18 protein-coding genes are annotated in these 19,271 nt (G+C 70.9%); 8 read left to right on the forward strand and 10 right to left on the reverse strand.

The features are described from left to right. Positions 1 to 17 precede the first annotated feature (17 nt). The 3 genes from efeU to efeO are packed head-to-tail and all read right to left on the reverse strand — an operon-like array spanning position 18 to position 3,351. A complete protein-coding gene (efeU, locus tag ACFC96_RS15110) occupies positions 18 to 875 on the reverse strand; it encodes an iron uptake transporter permease EfeU (protein ID WP_376262684.1) in 858 nt (285 codons plus the stop codon). A gap of 7 nt (positions 876 to 882) precedes the next feature. Further along, entirely contained in the window at positions 883 to 2,166 is a 1,284-nt protein-coding gene (gene efeB / locus ACFC96_RS15115) for an iron uptake transporter deferrochelatase/peroxidase subunit (protein WP_376612594.1), read from the reverse strand. Positions 2,167 to 2,196: 30 nt separating this feature from the next. Continuing rightward, positions 2,197 to 3,351: an iron uptake system protein EfeO gene (efeO, locus tag ACFC96_RS15120; RefSeq protein WP_376262679.1), complete on the reverse strand. Its 1,155-nt coding sequence runs from the start codon at positions 3,349 to 3,351 to the stop codon at positions 2,197 to 2,199. Between the two features lie 206 nt (positions 3,352 to 3,557). Between efeO and ACFC96_RS15125 the strand changes: the two genes are divergently transcribed. After that, positions 3,558 to 4,199, forward strand: coding sequence for a PhzF family phenazine biosynthesis protein (locus ACFC96_RS15125; RefSeq protein ID WP_376262677.1), 642 nt, complete (start codon positions 3,558 to 3,560; stop codon positions 4,197 to 4,199). Here the strand turns inward: ACFC96_RS15125 and ACFC96_RS15130 are convergent, their stop codons facing one another. Together ACFC96_RS15130 and map are read right to left on the reverse strand one after the other, a co-directional pair. Then, positions 4,200 to 4,850, reverse strand: a complete 651-nt coding sequence (locus tag ACFC96_RS15130) for a heme oxygenase (biliverdin-producing) (RefSeq protein ID WP_376612596.1) — start codon at positions 4,848 to 4,850, stop codon at positions 4,200 to 4,202. A gap of 146 nt (positions 4,851 to 4,996) precedes the next feature. Continuing rightward, the gene (map, locus tag ACFC96_RS15135; protein ID WP_376612598.1) at positions 4,997 to 5,854 is read right to left on the reverse strand and encodes a type I methionyl aminopeptidase; all 858 of its coding nucleotides are present in this window, start codon (positions 5,852 to 5,854) and stop codon (positions 4,997 to 4,999) included. A 58-nt stretch (positions 5,855 to 5,912) separates the two neighbouring features. On the opposite strand from map, the gene ACFC96_RS15140 reads away from it, so the two are divergent. Then, positions 5,913 to 6,146 carry a hypothetical protein gene (locus tag ACFC96_RS15140; protein ID WP_376262669.1) on the forward strand — a complete coding sequence of 78 codons (234 nt, stop codon included), beginning with the start codon at positions 5,913 to 5,915 and terminating at the stop codon, positions 6,144 to 6,146. A gap of 390 nt (positions 6,147 to 6,536) precedes the next feature. Here ACFC96_RS15140 and ACFC96_RS15145 read toward each other — a convergent pair whose 3' ends face one another. Further along, positions 6,537 to 7,139: a hypothetical protein gene (locus ACFC96_RS15145; protein ID WP_376262666.1), complete on the reverse strand. Its 603-nt coding sequence runs from the start codon at positions 7,137 to 7,139 to the stop codon at positions 6,537 to 6,539. A gap of 82 nt (positions 7,140 to 7,221) precedes the next feature. Here ACFC96_RS15145 and ACFC96_RS15150 point away from each other — a divergent pair, with 82 nt between their 5' ends. The 3 genes from ACFC96_RS15150 to ACFC96_RS15160 all read left to right on the forward strand — a co-directional run bounded on the left by ACFC96_RS15150 (position 7,222) and on the right by ACFC96_RS15160 (position 9,326). Further along, positions 7,222 to 8,304: an exo-alpha-sialidase gene (locus ACFC96_RS15150; protein WP_376612707.1), complete on the forward strand. Its 1,083-nt coding sequence runs from the start codon at positions 7,222 to 7,224 to the stop codon at positions 8,302 to 8,304. Positions 8,305 to 8,313: 9 nt separating this feature from the next. Beyond that, positions 8,314 to 9,018, forward strand: coding sequence for an NADPH-dependent F420 reductase (npdG, locus tag ACFC96_RS15155; protein WP_376262663.1), 705 nt, complete (start codon positions 8,314 to 8,316; stop codon positions 9,016 to 9,018). A gap of 110 nt (positions 9,019 to 9,128) precedes the next feature. After that, complete coding sequence (locus ACFC96_RS15160; RefSeq protein ID WP_227294380.1) at positions 9,129 to 9,326, forward strand: hypothetical protein; 198 nt, start codon at positions 9,129 to 9,131, stop codon at positions 9,324 to 9,326. Here the strand turns inward: ACFC96_RS15160 and ACFC96_RS15165 are convergent. Beyond that, on the reverse strand, positions 9,316 to 10,116 hold the full coding sequence (locus ACFC96_RS15165) for a site-2 protease family protein (protein ID WP_376612600.1): 801 nt from the start codon (positions 10,114 to 10,116) through the stop codon (positions 9,316 to 9,318). The two genes, ACFC96_RS15160 and ACFC96_RS15165, sit on opposite strands and share 11 nt — an antisense overlap. A 249-nt stretch (positions 10,117 to 10,365) precedes the next feature. On the opposite strand from ACFC96_RS15165, the gene ACFC96_RS15170 reads away from it, so the two are divergent. After that, positions 10,366 to 13,731 carry a BTAD domain-containing putative transcriptional regulator gene (locus ACFC96_RS15170; RefSeq protein WP_376612602.1) on the forward strand — a complete coding sequence of 1,122 codons (3,366 nt, stop codon included), beginning with the start codon at positions 10,366 to 10,368 and terminating at the stop codon, positions 13,729 to 13,731. Between the two features lie 20 nt (positions 13,732 to 13,751). On the opposite strand, the gene ACFC96_RS15175 is transcribed toward ACFC96_RS15170, so the two are convergent. The 3 genes from ACFC96_RS15175 to panB form a co-directional block, all read right to left on the reverse strand. Then, positions 13,752 to 14,576, reverse strand: a complete 825-nt coding sequence (locus tag ACFC96_RS15175; RefSeq protein ID WP_227294377.1) for an ABC transporter permease — start codon at positions 14,574 to 14,576, stop codon at positions 13,752 to 13,754. Beyond that, positions 14,573 to 15,604 (reverse strand): ATP-binding cassette domain-containing protein, encoded by a 1,032-nt coding sequence (locus ACFC96_RS15180; protein WP_376262654.1) that lies wholly within the window; start codon positions 15,602 to 15,604, stop codon positions 14,573 to 14,575. Before ACFC96_RS15180 ends, ACFC96_RS15175 begins: the two co-directional genes overlap by 4 nt. A gap of 165 nt (positions 15,605 to 15,769) precedes the next feature. Next, complete coding sequence (gene panB / locus ACFC96_RS15185; protein ID WP_376262652.1) at positions 15,770 to 16,636, reverse strand: 3-methyl-2-oxobutanoate hydroxymethyltransferase; 867 nt, start codon at positions 16,634 to 16,636, stop codon at positions 15,770 to 15,772. Positions 16,637 to 16,842: 206 nt separating this feature from the next. Between panB and ACFC96_RS15190 the strand changes: the two genes are divergently transcribed. Further along, the gene (locus ACFC96_RS15190) at positions 16,843 to 18,435 is read left to right on the forward strand and encodes an MFS transporter (protein ID WP_376262649.1); all 1,593 of its coding nucleotides are present in this window, start codon (positions 16,843 to 16,845) and stop codon (positions 18,433 to 18,435) included. 85 nt (positions 18,436 to 18,520) lie between these two features. Next, positions 18,521 to 19,129 (forward strand): TetR/AcrR family transcriptional regulator, encoded by a 609-nt coding sequence (locus ACFC96_RS15195; RefSeq protein ID WP_376262647.1) that lies wholly within the window; start codon positions 18,521 to 18,523, stop codon positions 19,127 to 19,129. Positions 19,130 to 19,271: the final 142 nt, after the last annotated feature.

Here is a 19,271-nt window from a genome sequence, read left to right on the forward strand (position 1 = left end):
CGGCGTGAGCGTCCGGATCAGGCTTTGGCGGACTCGCGAGGAGACTGCGCCGCGTCCTTCGGCTTCCGGGACAGGAAACCGGCGGGCGCGAGGAACACCGCGAGCGTCGGGATCAAGTACAGGATCCAGACGACGACTTGGAGGACGGTCGGATCGGGCTGGAAGTTGAACACGCCCTTGAGGAGCGTGCCGTACCAGCTGTCCGGTGGAACGGTCTCGCTGATGTCGAACGCCTTGCTGGACAGACCCCCCAGGAACTGCGCCTCCTGAAGGTCGTGCACGCCGTACGCGAGGACGCCCGCCGCCACGATCACCAGCATGCCGCCGGTCCACGTGAAGAACTTCGCCAGGTTGATCCGCAGGGCGCCCCGGTAGAACAGCCAGCCGAGGGCGACCGCCGTCAGCAGGCCCAGCAGGACACCGATCAGCGGCCCGTGCGTGCCGTCGTTCGACGCGCGCACCGACGCCCATACGAACAGGGCGGTCTCCAGTCCCTCGCGGCCCACCGCCAGGAACGCGGTCGCGACCAGCGCGGCCGTACCCATCTGGAGCGCCGCGTCCAGCTTGCCGTGCAGCTCCGACTTCAGATGCCGCGCGGTGCGCCGCATCCAGAAGACCATCCACGTCACCAGGCCCACGGCGACGATCGACAGCGAACCGCCGAGCGCCTCCTGCGCCTCGAACGTCAGCTCCTGTGAGCCGAAGGTCAGCGCGAAACCGAAGCCGAGTGCCACGGCCACGGCGATCGCGATGCCGATCCAGATCGGACGCAGCGCGTCACGCCGGTCCGTCTTCACCAGATACGCGATGAGGATGCAGACGACGAGGCTGGCCTCGAGTCCCTCGCGCAGACCGATCAGATAGTTGCCGAACATCGTGTCCTCATGCCTCCTTGGAGAACAGCGCCCGGCCCCACCAGTCGCCGGAGTCCCGGACGCCCGGCGGGACGGCGAAGACGGCCGAACCCACGTGCTGGATGTACTCGTTGAGCGCGTCGCTGCGCGAAAGGTTGCGCTGTACGCGGATGAACCCCTTGCGCACGTCCTTCTGGTAGGCCAGGAAGAACAGGCCGGCCTCCAGACGGCCGAGGCCGTCCGTGCCGTCGGTGAAGGAGTAGCCGCGGCGCAGGATGGTCGCCCCCGCGTTGGAGTCGGGGTGTGCGAGCCGCACGTGCGCGTCCGGCTTCATGGCCTTGAGGAACGGCTCGTCGCGCTCCTTGGCCTTGCCGACCGGGGCGCCCTCGCCCTTGTCGCGGCCGAAGACGTCCTCCTGCTCCTGGAGCGACGTGCGGTCCCACGTCTCGATGTTCATCCGGATGCGCCGTGCGACGAGGTAGGAACCCCCGTTCATCCAGGCCGAGTCGGCGTCCGTGTCCTTGGCGCCGACCCACACGTGCCGGTCCAGACGGGCCGTCTCGGTGCCGGCGATGTTGCGGGTGCCGTCCTTGAAGCCCATCAGGTTGCGCGGGGTCTGCGCGTCCGGAGTGGTCGAGGACGTCTTGCCGAAACCGAGCTGGGACCAGCGGATGGCGACCTTGCCGAAGCCGATCCGCGCGAGATTGCGGATGGCGTGCACGGCGATCTGCGGGTCGTCCGCGCAGGCCTGGATGCACAGGTCGCCGTCACTGCGGGCCTTGTCGAGATTGTCGCCGGGGAACTTGGGCAGGTCGACCAGAGCCTGCGGCCGCCGGTCCGCAAGCCCGAACTTCTCGAACAGGGACGGGCCGAAGCCGATGGTGAGGGTGAGCCGGGACGGCTTGAGGCCGAGCGCCTCGCCGGTGTCGTCCGGCGGCGCCTCGGGCAGACCGCCGTACGCTCCCTCGCCGACCGCGTGTCCCTCCGTCATGCGGGACGCGGCCTTCGTCCAGTCCTTCAGGAGCTGCACGAACTCGTCGCGGTCGTCGGTCTTCACGTCGAACGACGCGAAGTGCAGACGATCCTGTACGGCGGTGGCGATTCCGGCCTGGTGCGCGCCGTGGAACGACACGGCGCCGCCCGAGTCGGCGACCGGCTGCGGATCGTCACCGGTCCGCGTCACGGCGACGGCGCCCCCCGCGGCGGCGGCACCGAGCGCGAGCCCGGCTCCGCCCACCGCGAGCAGCGAACGACGCGACGGCGTACGGGAGCTGTCCGGTCCGACCGAGACATCGGCGGTGGTGTCCGTCATCCCTGACCCCTTACCTGAGTATCCGCAGGACTACTTGACGACGGCGGCGGCGAGCTTGGACAGCGGCTCCGCGAGCGCGTTCACCGCGTCCGAGAGCTCCTTGCGGTCCGCCTTGCCGACCTTGTCGTAGGAGGTGAACTCGTAGGAGGTCTTGTCCTTGCGGTACTTGTCGAGCAGCGTGTCGAGGGCGGCGAACTGCTTGTCGAGCTCCTTCGTCAGCGCGGCGTCGTTCTCCGTGGCGACGGGCTTGAGCAGGTCGTACGCCTTCTCGGCACCCTCGACGTTGGCCTTGAAGTCGACGAGGTCGGTGTGCGAGTAGCGCTCCTCCTCGCCCGTGACCTTGCCGGTGGCGACCTCGTCGAGGAGCTCCTTGGCGCCGTTGGCCATGGAGGTCGGCGTGATGTCCGCCTTGCCGACGCGGGTCTGCCAGTCCTTGAGGTCCTTGTCGAGCTGGGTCGCCAGCTCCTTCTCCCGCGAGCCGATCTTCTTGTCCTGCCACAGCGCCTTCTCCAGGCGGTGCCAGCCGGTCCAGTCCGTCTTGGGGTCCTGCCCCTCCTCCAGGCCGTCCGCGCGGACGTCGACCTTCGGGTCGATGTCACCGAAGGACTCGGCGACGGGCTCGGTGCGCTCCCAGCCGATGCGGGACGGGGCGTACGCGGCCTGCGCGGCCTTCAGGTCCCCCTTGCGCACGGCGTCGGTGAACGTCGTGACCTTGGGCAGCGTCTCGTCGGCCTGCTCCTGCGCGTACGTCCGGTAGGCGGCGACGGCCTTGTCCAGACGGGCGTCACGCTTGACGGCCTTGCCGCCGGTGACGGTCACCTTCTGCCGGATGCCGTCGCCCTTCATGCCGGGCTTGCACGCGATCTCGTACGAGCCGGCCTTCACCTCGGCGGTGAGCTTCTGCCTGGTGCCGGGGCCGATGTTCTCGCGCTCGCTGACGATCCGGTCGTCCGGGAACAGGACGTAGACCTCGGTGACCTTGGAGCCCTTGTTCTCTATGGACAGCTCGACATGGCCGGCCGGGAACTCGGTCTTGGAGACGTCGCACTTGTCGTCCGTGGCGGTGACCTCGACGACGCGGTCGCCGCCGGACTTGGCGTCGCTCTTCTGGGTGCAGCCCGTGACGGCGGCCAGGGTCGCCGCGGTGGCGGCGGCGGTGACAACAGTGAGTCGGACGGCTCGCATGCGGGCTCCAAGACGGTGAGGCACAGTGGGTGAGGCGGACCTAACTTAACCGAGGCTTACCTCAGTGCTACCCGGGGGTCCAGTGATTCAGCTCTCACAAAAAGGCGCCGATCGCACCCAGGCCACAAGCGACCCATGGACGACCCGGGAAAAGGCAAACGAATGGCAAAACCCCACGATCTCCCGCCGGGTGATTGACTGTCCCGGTGACGGACTACGACGTGCTCCGCGTCTTCTGCGGACCCCATGGCGACCACGGCAATGAGCTCGGAGTCGTACGAGAGGGGAGCGACGTCCCCGGCGAGGGCGACCGGCAGGCGCTGGCGGCGAAGCTCGGCTTCAGCGAGACGGTGTTCGTGGACGACCCCGAGCGCGGCGTCATCGACATCTACACGCCGACCGCGCGCCTGCCCTTCGCCGGGCACCCGTGCGTCGGCACGGCCTGGCTCCTGGACGTACCCGAACTGGTCACGCCCGCCGGGGTGGTGGGCACGCGACTGGACGGCGAGTTCACCTGGATCGAGGCACGGCCGCAGTGGGCGCCGCCCCGGACTCTGCGCGAGTACGGCTCCGCGGCGGAGGTGGACGAGCTCCCGGTGCCCACGCCGGGGGAGTGGATCTACGCCTGGGCGTGGGAGGACGTGGCGGCGGGCAGGGTGAGGGCCCGGGGGTTCCCGGGCAGGAACGACGGGATCGAAGAGGACGAGGCGACGGGAGCGGCGGCACTCCTGCTCACGGCACACCTGGGCAGGGCCCTGAACATCACGCAGGGCAAAGGCTCCCAGATCCTCACGGCCCCCCAGCCCGAAGGCCTGATCGAAGTGGGCGGCAGGGTCCGCCTGACCTGATCAGGCGGCGCTGCTGAACTCCTCGCCCAGGGCCCTGAAGACGGCGGTGTTGAGAGCGAACGCCCGCTTGCACTCGGCCACCATGCGCAGCTTCTCGAGCTCGTCGACGCGCACTTCGTCGAGCAGGACGCGATAACTCCGTTTGAAGGCGGCGGGGTTCGGGACCCCTTCGAACACGTAGAACCGCACGCCATCGCCCTTGCGGGCGAAGCCCCAGTTCTTCTCGGCCTTGTCGCGGATGATCTGGCCGCCGGACAGATCTCCCAGGTACCGGGTGTAGTGATGGGCGACGTAGCCTCCCGGCCACTCCCGGGCGCACTCGGCGACGCGCGAGGCGTAGGCCCGGGTGGCGGGGAGCGCGGAAACGCCGTCGCGCCATCCGGCCCCCCTCAAGTGGGCCAGATCCCGCTCGATGGCGGGCACCCGGAACAGCTCGTCCTGGATGAACGGACCGGCCACGGCGGACGCTTCCAGCCCCTCCGCCGCCTCCTCCAAAGCCCGGTAGACGAACCAGAGTTGCTCGGTGTACCGGGCGTAGGCGTCGACGCCGAGGGCTCCGCCGAGAAGGTCGCTCATGAACGTGGTGCTCTCGGCCTCTGTGTGCTGCTCGTGAGAGGCGGTGCGGATCAGGGTGGAGAACGGCGTGTCCATGGGGCCTCCAGACCGCTAAACTTAGGCTTGCCTAACCTACCAGGTTCCCGACGCCCTGTCGGTAAAAACGCTACCCCGATCGCTCGCCGGGGCAACACAAAAGGCCCGCCCCCGTGAGAGGGGCGGGCCCGGGGGCGAAATCCTCGTCAGGGCAGCGTGAGGATGTCCGCGCCGGAATCGGTGACCACGAGTGTGTGCTCGAACTGAGCGGTCCGCTTGCGGTCCTTGGTGACCACGGTCCACCCGTCGTCCCACATGTCGTACTCGTGGGTGCCGAGCGTGAGCATGGGCTCGATGGTGAAGGTCATCCCGGGCTGGATGACGGTGGTGGCGTGCGGGCTGTCGTAGTGCGGGATGATCAGACCTGAGTGGAACGACGAGTTGATCCCGTGCCCGGTGAAGTCCCGCACGACTCCATAGCCGAAGCGCTTGGCGTACGACTCGATGACGCGGCCGATGATGTTGATCTGGCGCCCGGGCCGCACGGCGTTGATGGCGCGCTTGAGGGACTCACGGGTCCGCTCGACAAGAAGCCGGGACTCCTCGTCGACATCACCGACCAGATAGGTCGCGTTGTTGTCGCCGTGGACCCCGCCGATGTACGCGGTGACATCGAGGTTGATGATGTCGCCGTCCTGGAGAACGGTCGAGTCGGGGATCCCGTGACAGATGACCTCGTTGACGGAGGTGCACAGCGACTTCGGGAAGTTGCGGTAGCCGAGGGTCGAGGGGTAGGCGCCGTGGTCGCACATGTAGTCGTGCGCGATGCGGTCGAGCTCGTCCGTCGTCACGCCGGGCGCGATGGCCTTGGCGGCCTCCTCCATGGCCCGCGCGGCGATCCGGCCGGCGAGGCGCATGGCCTCGACCGTCTCCGGGGTCTGGATCTCCGGACCCTTGTACGGCGTGGGCGTGGGCTTGCCCACGTACTCGGGACGCCGGATGTTTCCGGGTACGGAACGAGTGGGAGAGAGCTCCCCTGGTACGAGCAGCGACTGGCCAGACATGCCAGCGAGTGTATCGAGCGGCCGTGGGGGACCATGGTCATGGCGAGAGGAGCCGCAGATGGCCCTGTTCAAGAAGCGGACCGTCGGGAAGCCCGGCGAGTGGTACTACTGCCTGGAGCACCAGAAGGTCGAAGAGGGGCCCGAATGCCCCAACAAGGACCGTTTCGGCCCGTACACGACGCGCGCTGAGGCGGAGCACGCGATGGAGACGGCGCGTGAACGAAACCTCGAATGGGAGACGGACCCCAAGTGGCACGACGCCACGGCCAAGGACGAGAACGACAAATCCTGAAGCCGCCGAGGGGCGCCCGCAGGACGGCTGAGCCACACCCGACCCGGGCGCCCCACCGCCACCACTGAGCCGCGCACGGCCGAGGCCGGACGCCACCGAGCAGCGCAGCCCCTTCGAACGCCGAACGGTCGGGCGCGTACGAGACGAGGCCGGGCGTCAGGGAGCAGCGCAGCCCCACCGGCCGCGAGTCGCCGACGAGACGGGAGGGGACGTGGGGGCATGTGCGCGCGGAGCCACCAGCACCACGTACAGGCAATCAGCTAGCCGGCGTGCACCCGTGGAACAGCGAGCACGTACATGCCCCCGCGGCCCCGCACCCGAAAACACAACGGCCACCGACACCCCGCACCCGCCGGGGCCCCCGCACCCCCACCCACCCTTCAAGCGCCCCTACCACCCGGCAGGCGGCGGCGACGTCAGATGGTCCGCCAGCCGGGACAGCCGGTCGCGCAAGCGCCGCCGAGGTCCCCGGGCCGGGCCCCCGACGGGATTCTCGCCCGCCGCCGCGCTGACCAGATGCTGCGCCGTGTCGAGGTCGAGCTCGGGCCCGGGCGTGAGGGCCTCATGAGCCATGGCATGCAGATCGCGGTCGCCCGCGTCGATCGCGAGAACCGTGGCCCCCGCCCGCCGGGCGTCATGCACCCGCTCCAGCAACTCCTCACCGGGCGCCCCGGGCGCCACGACGAGCAGGGTCTCGCCCCGCCGGGCCGCCTCGATGCGCCCGAGCCCCACCGCGAGATGGGCCGGATCCCCCACCCCCGCCCGGTGCCGCACGAGCGTGGGCGACAGCTCGGGCATGCCGGACCACGCGGCCTCGTCCACCAGGTGCGCCGCGAGATGCCACGGCTCGTACTCGGGCGTGCCGACGAGGAGCAGCCCGCCCCCGTGCGGCACGACGGAGGTCCTCAGCGCACCCGCGAAGCGGCGTGCGGCGCCCAGCCATTCGGTTCCGGCGAGCACTTCCCGCAGCAGTGCGACCCGTACGGCGTCCATGCCTGGGCATACTGCCGCAACGGTCCACTCGTCAGGCCGAGTTCACCGGGAATTCCCTCGGGGTGGGGAGGGACGGGGGGTGCTGACTGAGACGTCTGTTCCCTTCCGCGCGGGGCGCGAGGGATACGCGAGTTTCCGGATCCCCGCGGCTGTCACGACACACTCCGGTGTGCTGCTCGCGTTCTGCGAGGGACGGGTGGGGTCGAGGGAGGACCACGGGAACATCGACGTGGTCCTGAAGAGATCCACGGACGGCGGCCGCACCTGGGGCCCGCTCCAGGTGGTGGCGGCGAACGGCGACGACCTGGCGGGAAACCCCGCGCCGGTGGTCCTGGACACGGGACGGGTCCTGATCGTCCACGTACGGAACGCGGCGCAGGCCACCGAAGCGGCGATCAGACGAGGTGAGGTGGCTCCGGAGGACGGGCGCCGGATCTGGGTGCAGCACAGCGACGACGAGGGGGTGACCTGGTCCGCGCCCAGGGAGATCACGGCGCAGGCGAAGGACAGGACCTGGCGCTGGTACGCCACGGGCCCGGGCCACGCGATCCAGACACGGAGCGGACGCCTGGTGGTGCCCGCCAACCACTCGCTCCCGCCCGCCGGGGGCGACACCGGCACGGAGGGAAAGTACGACGGAGGCCACTGCCTGCTGAGCGACGACAGGGGAAGGACCTGGCGGCTGGGCTACGTGGACGACCGCCCGGACGGCCAGGTGAACGTGAACGAGACGACAGCGGTCGAACTGCCCGACGGGCGGCTGTACTTCAACGCCCGCAACGACTCGTCGGCGCCGGGCACGAGGGCGGACGCGATCTCGGAGGACGGCGGCGAGAGCCTGGTCAGGGCGTTCCGGCCACAGGCGGGCCTCGTGGGCCCGGTGGTGGAGGGGAGCCTGCTGAGGCTGGGGGAGGCGCTGCTGTTCGCGGGCCCGGCGGATCCCCGGGCCAGGGCGCTGATGAGTGTGCGGGCGAGCGAGGACGGAGGCGTCACCTGGCGAGTGGCCCACACGGTGGACGGCCTGCCCGCGGCGTACTGCGACCTCGTGCAGATAGACGCCTCGACGGTCGGACTCCTCTACGAGACCGGAGACTTCGGCGCGTACGAGACGATCACGTTCAGACGGATCCCGGTCGCCGTGCTACTGGCCCGTACGCCTGAGTAAGGTCACCGTATGACCTCTACCGACAGTGTGCAGAAGGCACCCGCGAAGGACCCCTGGGACCTCCCCGACGTATCGGGCCTGGTGGTCGGCGTGCTGGGCGGCACGGGCGACCAGGGCCGTGGGCTGGCGTACCGGCTGGCCCGGGCGGGCCAGAAGGTGATCATCGGATCCCGCGCGGCGGAGCGCGCCGAGGCGGCAGCGCACGAGCTGGGCCTGGGCGTCGAGGGCGCGGACAACGCGGAGTGTGCGCGCCGCAGCGACATCGTGATCGTGGCGGTGCCGTGGGAGGGCCACGGCAAGACGCTGGAATCGCTGCGCGAGGACCTCGCGGGCAAGCTCGTCGTCGACTGCGTCAACCCGCTGGGCTTCGACAAGAAGGGCGCGTACGCCCTGAAGCCGGAGGAGGGGAGCGCGGCGGAGCAGGCCGCGGCGCTGCTGCCGGATTCGAGGGTGACGGCGGCGTTCCACCACCTGTCGGCCGTGCTCCTCCAGGACGAGGCGATCGAGGAGATCGACACGGACGTGATGGTGCTGGGGGAGGAGCGCGCGGACACGGAGATCGTCCAGGCGCTGGCGGGGCGCATCGCGGGCATGCGGGGAGTCTTCGCGGGCCGGCTGCGCAACGCGCACCAGGTGGAGTCGCTGGTCGCCAACCTGATCTCGGTGAACCGCCGCTACAAGGCCCACGCGGGGCTGCGGGTCACCGACGTCTAGAGCGCGGCCACCGCGCCGCGGCCGGACGCGGAGCCGACGTACGAGCACGGAAGGGGCATGGGGGACACTGGTCGGTGTACGACCTCTCCGCCCGACAGGAGCCGACCCCCATGCCCCGCCTCGCTCTGTACGCCCTCGTCGTCTGTGTCCTCTCGGTGGCCGCCGCCGTGGTCGCCTTCGTGCAAGGCAGCCTGCTCGGCATCGTCTGGGTGCTGCTCGCGGGCCTCACCTCGAACATGACCTGGTACTACGTGCGCCGGGCCAAGGCGGAGAAGCAGGCGAAGGCGGCGGTCGCGCCTACTGCGTGACGACGGGGATCTCAGGGGTGCCCTGCCAGAAGCGATAGAACTCCTGCCCCCAGTAGGTGTCCCACTCGGTGACGCCGAGGGAGCGCAGGATCGCGTGGATCGCGTCGAAGAACACCTCGTTCACCCCCGGGATCCACAGGATGCCGAAGACGGCGAGCAGTCCGAACGGGGCGAACGGCTCCACCTGCTGCCGGAAGCTCCGCGACAGCCACGGCTCGATGACGCCGTAGCCGTCCAGGCCGGGGATCGGCAGGAAGTTCAGGATCGCCGCGGTCACCTGGAGCAGGGCGAGGAAGCCGAGCGCGTAGCGGAACGTGTCCGGCACGCCGTTCAGCGCGTCCAGCCAGAACGGCGCCGTGCACACGACGGCGAACAGGACGTTGGCCAGCGGGCCCGCCGCCGAGATGAGGCTGTGCCGCCAGCGGCCCCGGATCCGGCCCCGCTCGATGAAGACGGCGCCGCCGGGCAGACCGATCCCGCCCATGATCACGAAGATGACGGGCAGCACGATGCTGAGCAGGGCGTGTGTGTACTTGAGCGGGTTCAGGGTCAGATAACCCTTGGCGCCGATGGAGATGTCCCCGCTGTGCAGGGCCGTGCGCGCGTGGGCGTACTCGTGCAGACAGAGCGAGACGATCCAGGCGCCCGTCACGAACAGGAAGACGGCGAGGCCGGGCGTCGCGGCGAAGTCCGTCCACACGGCCCAGCCGGCGACGGCGGTGACGGCGGCGATGCCGAGGAAGACGGGGCTGATCCTGCGATCGCTGCGACGGGTGGCGGCGGTGGTCATTGGAGGATGGCTCCCGGGGTACGTGCGGCCTGGTGCGGTGCGGGGTCGACGGGCTGACCGTATCGGTGGTGCGGTGTGGGGGGAACGTTCCGGGGCGGGCCCCGGGTTCCGCGAAACCGGCGGAAAGGTGCCCACTGCCCCGCCCGCACGGGTGTCCGCCCGCCGCCGAAACCCATGCTCCACGCCCCGGACGGCCCTTCCGCCGAAACCCGGGCGCGGTCCGGCGGCCCGTTTGGGGACAATGGGCCGGTGCGCTACCGCATCCTCGGCTCCACCCAGGCACTCCGCGACGACGGCACGGCCGTCCCCGTCGGCGGGGCGCGGCTGCGTGCCCTGCTCACCGTGCTCGCGCTGCGCCCCGGCCGGACCGTCCCGCCGCAGGTGCTCGCTGACGAGGTGTGGGGCGCCGAGCCGCCCGCCGACGTGACCGGCGCGCTCCAGACACTCGTGGGCCGGCTGCGCCGCGCGATCGGCGCCGACGCGGTGCACCTGCTCGACGGCGGCTACCGACTGGCGGCCGCCCCCGAGGACGTCGACCTGTTCCGCTTCGAGCGGCTCGCGGGGGACGGCGTACGGGCGCTGGCCGACGGCGACCCCGGCAAGGCCGCGGCCGTCCTCGACGACGCGCTCGCCCTGTGGCGCGGCCCCGCGCTGGCCGATCTGCCGGACCGCTCGGCGGACGCCGTCCGCTGGGAGGCCCTCCACCTCGACGCCCGGCGCACCCGGCTCGCCGCGTCACTCGCGCTGGGCAGGGCCGAGACCGCCCTGCCCGAACTGACCGCGCTGTGCGACGCGCATCCGCTGGACGAGCCGCTCCAGGCGCTGCGGCTGCGCGCTCTGCGCGACGCGGGCCGCACCGCCGAGGCGCTGGCGGCCTACGAGGGGGTACGCGTCGAGCTCGCGGAGCGGCTGGGCACCGACCCAGGTCCGGAACTGCGCGCCCTGCACGCCGGCCTGCTGGCGCCGCATCCCGCTGCCCCTTCCTCGCTCTCCCCGCACCGGGCCGGCCCGTCCGCCCCCGTCAGAGCACCCGCCCCCACCGGAAACCTCCGCGCCCGGCTCACCTCGTTCGTGGGGCGCGCCGGGGACATCGGGGCGATCCGTGAGGACCTAGGACGCGTGCGGCTCGTGACACTGCTCGGCCCGGGCGGCGCTGGGAAGACCCGGCTGTCCCAGGAGGCCGCCGAGGGCATGGATCTGCCGGACGGCGTGTGGCTGGCCGAACTCGCGCCCGTCGAGGACCCGGACGCCGTACCGGAGGCCGTCGTCACGGCGCTCGGGGCCCGCGAGACCGTGCTGTGCGGCGCCGGCGCCGAGGAGCTGCGGGTCGCGTCCGAACGGCACGGCGAGGACCCCCTCGTACGCCTGGCCGAGCACTGCGCGCACCGCCGCATGCTGCTGATCCTCGACAACTGCGAGCACGTGATCGAGGCCGCCGCCCACCTCGCCGAGCAGCTGCTCAGCCAGTGCCCCGGCGTGACGGTTCTCGCGACGAGCCGCGAACCCCTCGGCGTACCGGGCGAGTTGCTGCACCCGGTGGAGCCGCTGCCGGAGCCGTTCGCCCTGCGCCTGTTCGGCGAGCGGGGCGCCGCCGTGCGGCCCGGGTTCCGGGTCGGGGACGACGAGCGGGCCGCGGCCGAGATCTGCCGGCGCCTCGACGGGCTGCCCCTCGCCATCGAACTCGCCGCCGCCCGGCTGCGGATGCTCACGCCCCGCCAGATCGCCGACCGGCTCGACGACCGCTTCCGCCTGCTCACCTCGGGCGCCCGCACCGTCCTGCCCCGCCAGCAGACGCTGCGGGCCGTCGTCGACTGGTCCTGGGACCTCCTCGACGAGGAGGAGCGGACCGTCCTGCGCCGGCTGTCGGTCTTCAGCGGCGGCTGCGACCTCGCGGCCGCCGAGGCGGTGTGCGGCCCCGGCGCCCTGGACGCGATCGGCTCCCTCGTGGACAAGTCCCTCGTGGTGGCGGCCCCTTGGGGCGGCGACGAACCTGCGGGGGACGGCGAGGCGGAGGGCGCACACGCCGCGGACGACACCCACGACCGGGCCGGCGCCATGCGCTACCGGCTCCTGGAGACCGTCGCCGAATACGCCGGCGACCGCCTGGACGAGGCCGGAGACCGGGCCGACGCCGAGCGTGCCCACCTCACGTACTACCGCGAACTGGCCCGCACCACCGACCCGCAGCTGCGCGGCCACGGGCAGCGCGCCGCCATCGCCCGCCTGGAACGCGAATACGAGAATCTGCGCACCGCCCTGCGGCACGCCGTAGCCGCCCGTGACGAGCAGGAGACGCTCTCCCTGGTGCTCTCGCTGGCCTGGTTCTGGCAGATGCAGGACCTGCGCCTCGACGCCCGCAACTGGTCGCGGGAGGCCACCGAGCTCGGCCCCGACCCGTTCGCCCCGCCCGCCGCCCCCGCGCCCCCGCTCCACGAGCGCTGCACCGACGTCCCGCCGCCGCTCGGCCCCGAACTCCTCGTGGAGGCGCGGCGCGGGGTGCATCTGCTCCGCCTCGCCTACATGGACATGGAGATGGAGACCTGGCAGACGGAGGAGGGCGGCGCGAAGCTGCGCGCCATCGCGCAGGCGTACCGTCCGGGCCTCCCGCAGACCTGCCGCCCGCCGGGCAACCTCTGGTTCTACGCGGTGATGATGGGCGGCGACATGGAGGCGCTGTGGAACCTCGCCGACGTCACCGTGCAGACCTGCCGCGAACTCGGCTACACCTGGGAGCTCGCCCTCACGCTCCAGCTGCGGGCCAACATCCTCGCCAACCGCAGCGACTGGGCGGGCAACGCCGTCCGGGACGCGGACGAGGCACTCGAACTGTTCACCCGGCTCGGCGACGGGTGGGGCGTCGCAGAGGCGCTGTCCGCGCGCGGCGAGGCCCATGAGCGCAGCGGGGCGTACGCCGCGGCGGCCGAGGACTACAGGGCCGCCATCGAGGGCGCCGAACGCCTCGGCGCGCAGGCGCAGGTGGCGATCCTGAACGCGCGGCTCGGGCAGGCCCTCATCGAGGACGGTGACGGCGAGCGCGGCGAGCAACTGCTGCTCGGCATCCTCGACCCCGGCAAGCGCCATGCGAACGAGGCCTGGCCCGCCGCCCGCATGTTCCTGTCCGGGCGGTACGGCGCCACCGGCCGGGTCGCCGAGGCGCGTGAGCAACTGCGGCTCCTCCAGGAAGAGTTCAAGGCGATGAACTTCGTCGTCTTCCGGGGCTTCATCGTCGGGATGAACGCCTGGCTCGACTCGGAGGAGGGCCTCGCACAGGAGGCCCTCGCCAACGTCACCGAGGCCCTGGAGCTGGCGACCGACCCGCTGTCCCTGGTGATCGCCCCGCACATGCCCGCCATGCACCTGGTCACCGCCGCCCGCTGCCTGAACCTGGGCGGCGACACGGCCGACGCGCTCGACGCCGCCCGTCTCCTGGGCGCCGCCGACGGACAGCTTCCGTCCCGGCACGTGCGGTCCTACCTGGAGCGTGACGCCCGCGCGTCCGCCGAGTCCGCGATCCGTGCGGTCATCGGCGACCCTGCCTACGAGGCCGCGTACGCCGAAGGCGGCGACCTGTCTCTCGACGAGGCCGCCGCCCTGCTGGGACGCCGTCGCGGTTGATCTTCCGGTCCGGCTGAACGTCAGTTCTTCGTGCGGAACTTGTGGATCGCGATCGGGGCCATCACGAGCGTGAGGACCGCGGACCAGATCACCGTCACCCACACGTCGTGCGCGACCGGTCCGCCCACCATCAGGCCGCGCGCGGAGTCCGCGAGCGAGGAGAGCGGGTTGTAGTCGGTGAAGGCCTGGAGCCAGCCCGGCATCGACTGCGTCGGCGCGAAGATCGACGAACCGAACTGCAACGGCATCAGGACCAGGAAGCCCATGCCCTGCACGGCCTGGGCGCTCTTCATCACGACGCCGAGGACCAGGAAGATCCACATGATGGACGTGCCGAAGAGGGCGGTGAGGCCCACGGCGGCGAACAGGCCCGGCCAGTTCGTGATGTCGAAGCCCACCAGGATGCCGACGATCATCATGATCGTCGTCGCGATGAGGAGCCGCATCAGCTCCACCACGATCTTGGCGAAGAGGACCGAGCCCTGGCCGATCGGCAGGGTCCGGAAGCGGTCCATGATGCCGTTCTGGAAGTCCTGGTTGAACCCCGTGCCCACCGCCATGGCGATGTTCATGCTCATCATCGCCATCATGCCCGGGACCACGTACTGCACGTACTGGTCCTGGCCGCCGCCGAGCGCCTGGCCGATGGAGCCGCCGAAGACGTACACGAACAGGAGCGTGAAGACGATCGGCATCAGGACCGCGTCGAACATCGACTCGGGGTCCTGGCGGATCCACAGCAGATTGCGGCGGACCAGCGCGCCGGTGTGACGGATGTGGGAGCGCAGGGAGATGCGCGAGTCGGCCTCGAGGTTCAGGGGAGGCGTCAGCGTGGTGGCGCTCATGCGGCGGCCCCTTCGAGCTCGGAGGTGCGGGTGTCGTCCTGCGGGGCACTGGCCTTCTGGCCGGTGATGGACAGGAACACCTCGTCCAGACTGGGCAGTTCGGTGGCGATCGAGCCGATCGTGATGCCGCGCGCGGTGACCGCGCCGACCACGGCGGTGAGCTGCTCGTCGCTGAGGATCGGGACCAGGACGGCGCCGGCCTCGGCGTCCACCGTCGACGTGGCGAGCCCGGTGAGGCCCATGTCGTCGAGGGCGGCGGCCAGCGGGCGCAGCTCCAGCGGGTCGGCCGGGCGGATGCGCAGGGTGCGACCGCCGACCTTCGCCTTGAGGTCGTCGATGGCGCCGCCCGCGATGACCTTGCCGCGGTCGATGACCGTCAGCTCGTCGGCGAGCTGCTCGGCCTCCTCCATGTACTGGGTGGTGAGGAGCACGGTGACGCCGTCGCCGACCATGCGCTTGACCTCGCTCCACACCTCGTTGCGCGTGCGCGGGTCGAGGCCGGTGGTCGGCTCGTCCAGGTAGAGGACGGCCGGGCTGCCGATCATCGACGCGGCGAGGTCGAGCCGGCGGCGCATACCGCCGGAGTACGTCTTCGCCGGGCGTGTGGCGGCGTCGGTGAGGGAGAACCGCTCCAGGAGCGCGTCGGCGCGGGAGCGGGACTCCTTGCGGGACAGGTCGAGGAGGCGGCCGATCATGTACAGGTTCTCGCGGCCGGAGAGCTTCTCGTCGACCGCGGCGTACTGGCCGGTGAGGCCTATCACGCGGCGCAGCTGCCGGGGCTGCTTCGCCACGTCGTACCCGGCGACGAACGCCGTGCCCGAGTCGGGGGTGATGAGGGTGGACAGGCAGCGGACGAGAGTGGTCTTGCCCGCGCCGTTCGGACCGAGCACACCCATGACCGTGCCTTCGTGCACGTCCAGGTCCACGCCGTCCAGCGCCTTGGTCTCGCCGTAGTGCTTGACCAGCCCCCGCACGGTGACGGAGGCCGTCCGGCCGCCGTCGCTGGGGTTCTTGTCGATTCGCGTCATGACGAACAAGGTGCCAGGTGCCACCGACAATCCACCGACAGGCGGCCGACAGCCCCCGTACGGCACCTGCAGAACGCCGACAGGGGCGGCGGAAACGGCAGCAGCCCGCCGACGGGGGAAGATCGACGAGCTGCCGTGGTGCCACTGTGGTTCAGGCGGTCCGGGTCAGTGGACCGAGTGCTCCTCCTGGGGGAACGTCCCGCCGACCACGTCCTGCGCGAAGGCCTTCGCCGCCTCGCCCATGACGCCGCGCAGATCGGCGTACTGCTTCACGAAGCGCGGCATCTTGCCGCCGGTGAGGCCGAGCATGTCGGTCCACACGAGGACCTGCGCGTCGCACTCGGCGCCCGCGCCGATGCCGACGGTCGGGATGTTCAGGGACCGGGTGACCTCGGCGGCCAGCTCGGCCGGGACCAGTTCGAGGACGACGGCGAACGCGCCGGCGTCCTGCGCGGCTTTGGCGTCACGCAGCAGCCGGTGCGCGTCCTCGTCGCCGCGGCCCTGGACGCGGTACCCCATCGTGTTCACGGACTGCGGGGTGAGGCCGAGGTGGGACATGACCGGGATGCCGGACTGCACGAGCAGCTCCGTCTGGGCCAGCGAGCGCTCACCGCCCTCCAGCTTCACGGCGCCGACCCCGGCCTCCTTGACCAGGCGCGTCGCGGACCGCAGGGCCTGTACGGGACCCTCCTGGTACGAGCCGAAGGGCAGGTCGCCGACGATGAGGGCGCGCTTGGTGCCCCGCACGACGGCGGCCGAGAGCATCGTCATCTCGTCGAGGGTGACGGGCACGGTGGTCTCGTACCCGAGGTGACAGTTGCCGGCGGAGTCGCCGACGAGCATGACCGGGATGCCGGCCTCGTCGAAGACGGACGCTGTCATCGCGTCGTACGCCGTGAGCATCGGCCACTTCTCGCCGCGTTCCTTGGCGAGCGTGATGTCGCGCACCGTGATGCGCCGGTTGCTCTTGCCTCCGTACAGCGCCTTGCTGCTGCTGTCGGGGGTGTTCTGGGCAGCCGAGAGCTGCGTCATCGCAACGGCTCCTTCTGTTGTCTCGAGGCGCCCTCACGGCGTCCCCGGATCCCCTCCATGGTGGCACCGCGTGCCGAGGAATGGCTAGAGGGGTGGGTGCCGGGTGGGTCACCCCGCGCGCGGGGTGACCGCAGGGTTCGTAAAGTCTTCCTCAGGACTTCAAATACGAGACGGTCTCGTATCGAAATGCCCTTAGGCTGAGCCCCATGACCACTCCTGCCGTTCCCGAATCGCCGCGCATACCGGAGGCTGTGCACCGCCGCCGCTGGGCGATCCTCGGCGTGCTGATGCTCAGCCTGCTGATCGTCGTGCTCGACAACTCCATCCTGAACGTCGCGATCAAGACGATCTCGACCCCGGCCCCGACGGGCCTCGGCGCCACGCAGGGCGAGCTGGAGTGGGCGATCAACGCCTACACGCTGGTCTTCGCCGGACTGCTCTTCACCGCGGGTCTGCTCGGCGACCGGCTCGGGCGCAAGAAGGTGCTCGTCGGCGGCCTCGTCGTCTTCGGTCTCGGCTCCGCCCTCGCCGCCGAGTCCGGCTCGCCGGTCCAGCTCATCGTCTTCCGGGCGGTCATGGGCATCGGCGCGGCCTTCGTGATGCCCGCGACCCTCGCCGTCCTCATGAACGTCTTCGAGCGGGACGAGCAGCCCAAGGCCATCGGCATCTGGGCGGGCGGCGTCGGCCTCGCCATCGCCATCGGCCCCATCACCGGAGGCCTGCTCCTCGACCACTTCTGGTGGGGATCGGTCTTCCTGGTCAACGTGCCGATCGTGATCATCGCGGTCGTCCTGATGCTGGCCCTCGTGCCCGACTCCCGGGACCCCAAGCCCGGCCGCATCGACCTGGTGGGCGTCGCGCTCTCCGTCGTCGGACTCGTCCTGCTCGTCTACGGCATCATCAAGGGCGGCCAGCTCGCCGACTTCACGGACCCCACGGTCCTGCTGACCAGCGTGGCGGGCCTCGTCGTCCTCGTCGGCTTCGTCCTGTACGAGAAGCGCAGCGACCACCCGTCGATCGACATCGCGTACTTCAAGAACAAGGTGTTCTCCGCGGCGATCGCCGCCATCGCGCTCGTCTTCTTCGCACTGATGGGCGTCACCTTCTTCTCGGTCTTCTACACCCAGAGCGTGCGCGGCTACTCGCCGCTGCAGACCGGCCTCCTGATGCTGCCGCTCGCCGCCGCCCAGCTGATCTTCGCGCCGCGCGCCCGGCTCGTCGTCGACCGTTTCGGCGTGCGCGCCGTCACGACCGGCGGCCTGGTGATCCTCGCCGCGATGCTCGCCGCGTTCACGACCCTCGACGCGGACACGCCCATCTGGATCCTGGAAGTCATCTTCTTCCTCATGGGGATGGGCATGGCGCACGTCATGACCCCCACGAGCGTCGTCATCATGCAGGCCCTGCCCCGTGAGAAGGCGGGCTCCGCGTCCGCGCTCAGCAACACGTTCCGCCAGGTCGGCGGCGCCCTGGGCATCGCCGTACTCGGTTCCGTGCTGTCCACCGCGTACCGCGGTGGCATCGAGGACAAGCTCGGCCTGCTGCCCCCCGGACTGCGGCACACGGCCGGCGAGTCCATCGAGGCCACGCTCGGCATCGCGTCGAAGCTCGGCCCGCGCGGCGACGCACTGGTCGGCGCGGCCAACGACTCCTTCCTGCACGCCATGCACGTGACCGCGCTGTGCGGGGCCGGAATCGCGCTGGTCAGCGCCGTCGTCACCGTCCTGTTCCTGCCGGGGCGCCCGCCGGGAGCAGCGGCCGAGGAGAGCAGCGAGGAGGCCGTCAAGGTGGGGCGCTGAAGGCACCTGTCTCAGCAGGTCGGTGACCTGCTGAGACAATCGCCGCTACACCGGGCGGCGGGAAAGGCGGAGAGGCGGAGTGGTCGTGGACGTGGACGTGGATGCGGGGCGCGCGGTGCGGGGCCGCCCGCGCAGCGAGGCCGTCGAGCGGGCCATCGTCGAGGGCGTCCTCAAGCTGATCGAGGAGGGCGTCCCGCTCACGGAGCTGTCCATCGAGCGGATCGCCCGCACCGCCGGAGTCGGCAAGGCGACCATCTACCGGCGCTGGTCCGGCAAGGAGGAGCTGTTCGTCGAGGTCCTGCGCATCATGGAGGAGCCCGAGCCCGAACTGCCGGGCATCTCCGTGCGCGACGACCTGATCAGCCTCCTGGAGCACCTGCGCAGACGCGGTGTGTCCCTCCGTTCCTCGGCCCTGCTGCACAACGTCTTCGCGCAGATGAAAAGCCTGCCCAAGCTCTGGGACGCGTACCACGCCACCGTGATCGAACCGCGCCGCCGCGTCATGTTCGATGTGCTGCGGCGCGGCGTCGAGAACGGTGAGCTGCGCGCCGACGTCGACATAGAGCTAGCCAACGACTTCATCGTCGGGCCGATGCTGCTGCGCACGATGATCCGGCCCGACGCGCCGCTCGCCGACGACCTCTCGGAGCGGATCGTCGACTGCGCGCTCGCCGGATTGCGGCCACCGGACTGAATGTGCGCGTTTCGTCACAGAGGCCCCATCCGCACCGCCGAGCCGGAACCCCGGGCGCCCCTGCGCTCGTCCTCGTGCCCGTACGGCCGTCGTGGACGGCGAGGAGGGCGCCGATCATCCCCTAGGGTTTCCAGGGCGAGGT

This window comes from Streptomyces sp. NPDC055955 (assembly GCF_042270245.1).
Classification (GTDB): Bacteria; Actinomycetota; Actinomycetes; order Streptomycetales; family Streptomycetaceae; genus Streptomyces.

Excerpts from the sequence above, each read along its gene's own strand:
- ACFC96_RS15145 (WP_376262666.1), bottom strand. The coding sequence starts at position 7,139 with ATGGACGCCGTACGGGTCGCACTGCTGCGGGAAGTGCTCGCCGGAACC.
- ACFC96_RS15130 (WP_376612596.1), bottom strand. The coding sequence starts at position 4,850 with ATGGACACGCCGTTCTCCACCCTGATCCGCACCGCCTCTCACGAGCAG.
- ACFC96_RS15140 (WP_376262669.1), top strand. The coding sequence starts at position 5,913 with ATGGCCCTGTTCAAGAAGCGGACCGTCGGGAAGCCCGGCGAGTGGTAC.
- efeO (WP_376262679.1), bottom strand. The coding sequence starts at position 3,351 with ATGCGAGCCGTCCGACTCACTGTTGTCACCGCCGCCGCCACCGCGGCG.
- panB (WP_376262652.1), bottom strand. The coding sequence starts at position 16,636 with ATGACGCAGCTCTCGGCTGCCCAGAACACCCCCGACAGCAGCAGCAAG.
- ACFC96_RS15165 (WP_376612600.1), bottom strand. The coding sequence starts at position 10,116 with ATGACCACCGCCGCCACCCGTCGCAGCGATCGCAGGATCAGCCCCGTC.
- ACFC96_RS15175 (WP_227294377.1), bottom strand. The coding sequence starts at position 14,576 with ATGAGCGCCACCACGCTGACGCCTCCCCTGAACCTCGAGGCCGACTCG.
- efeB (WP_376612594.1), bottom strand. The coding sequence starts at position 2,166 with ATGACGGACACCACCGCCGATGTCTCGGTCGGACCGGACAGCTCCCGT.
- ACFC96_RS15160 (WP_227294380.1), top strand. The coding sequence starts at position 9,129 with ATGCCCCGCCTCGCTCTGTACGCCCTCGTCGTCTGTGTCCTCTCGGTG.
- ACFC96_RS15180 (WP_376262654.1), bottom strand. The coding sequence starts at position 15,604 with ATGACGCGAATCGACAAGAACCCCAGCGACGGCGGCCGGACGGCCTCC.
- ACFC96_RS15190 (WP_376262649.1), top strand. The coding sequence starts at position 16,843 with ATGACCACTCCTGCCGTTCCCGAATCGCCGCGCATACCGGAGGCTGTG.
- efeU (WP_376262684.1), bottom strand. The coding sequence starts at position 875 with ATGTTCGGCAACTATCTGATCGGTCTGCGCGAGGGACTCGAGGCCAGC.
- map (WP_376612598.1), bottom strand. The coding sequence starts at position 5,854 with ATGTCTGGCCAGTCGCTGCTCGTACCAGGGGAGCTCTCTCCCACTCGT.
- npdG (WP_376262663.1), top strand. The coding sequence starts at position 8,314 with ATGACCTCTACCGACAGTGTGCAGAAGGCACCCGCGAAGGACCCCTGG.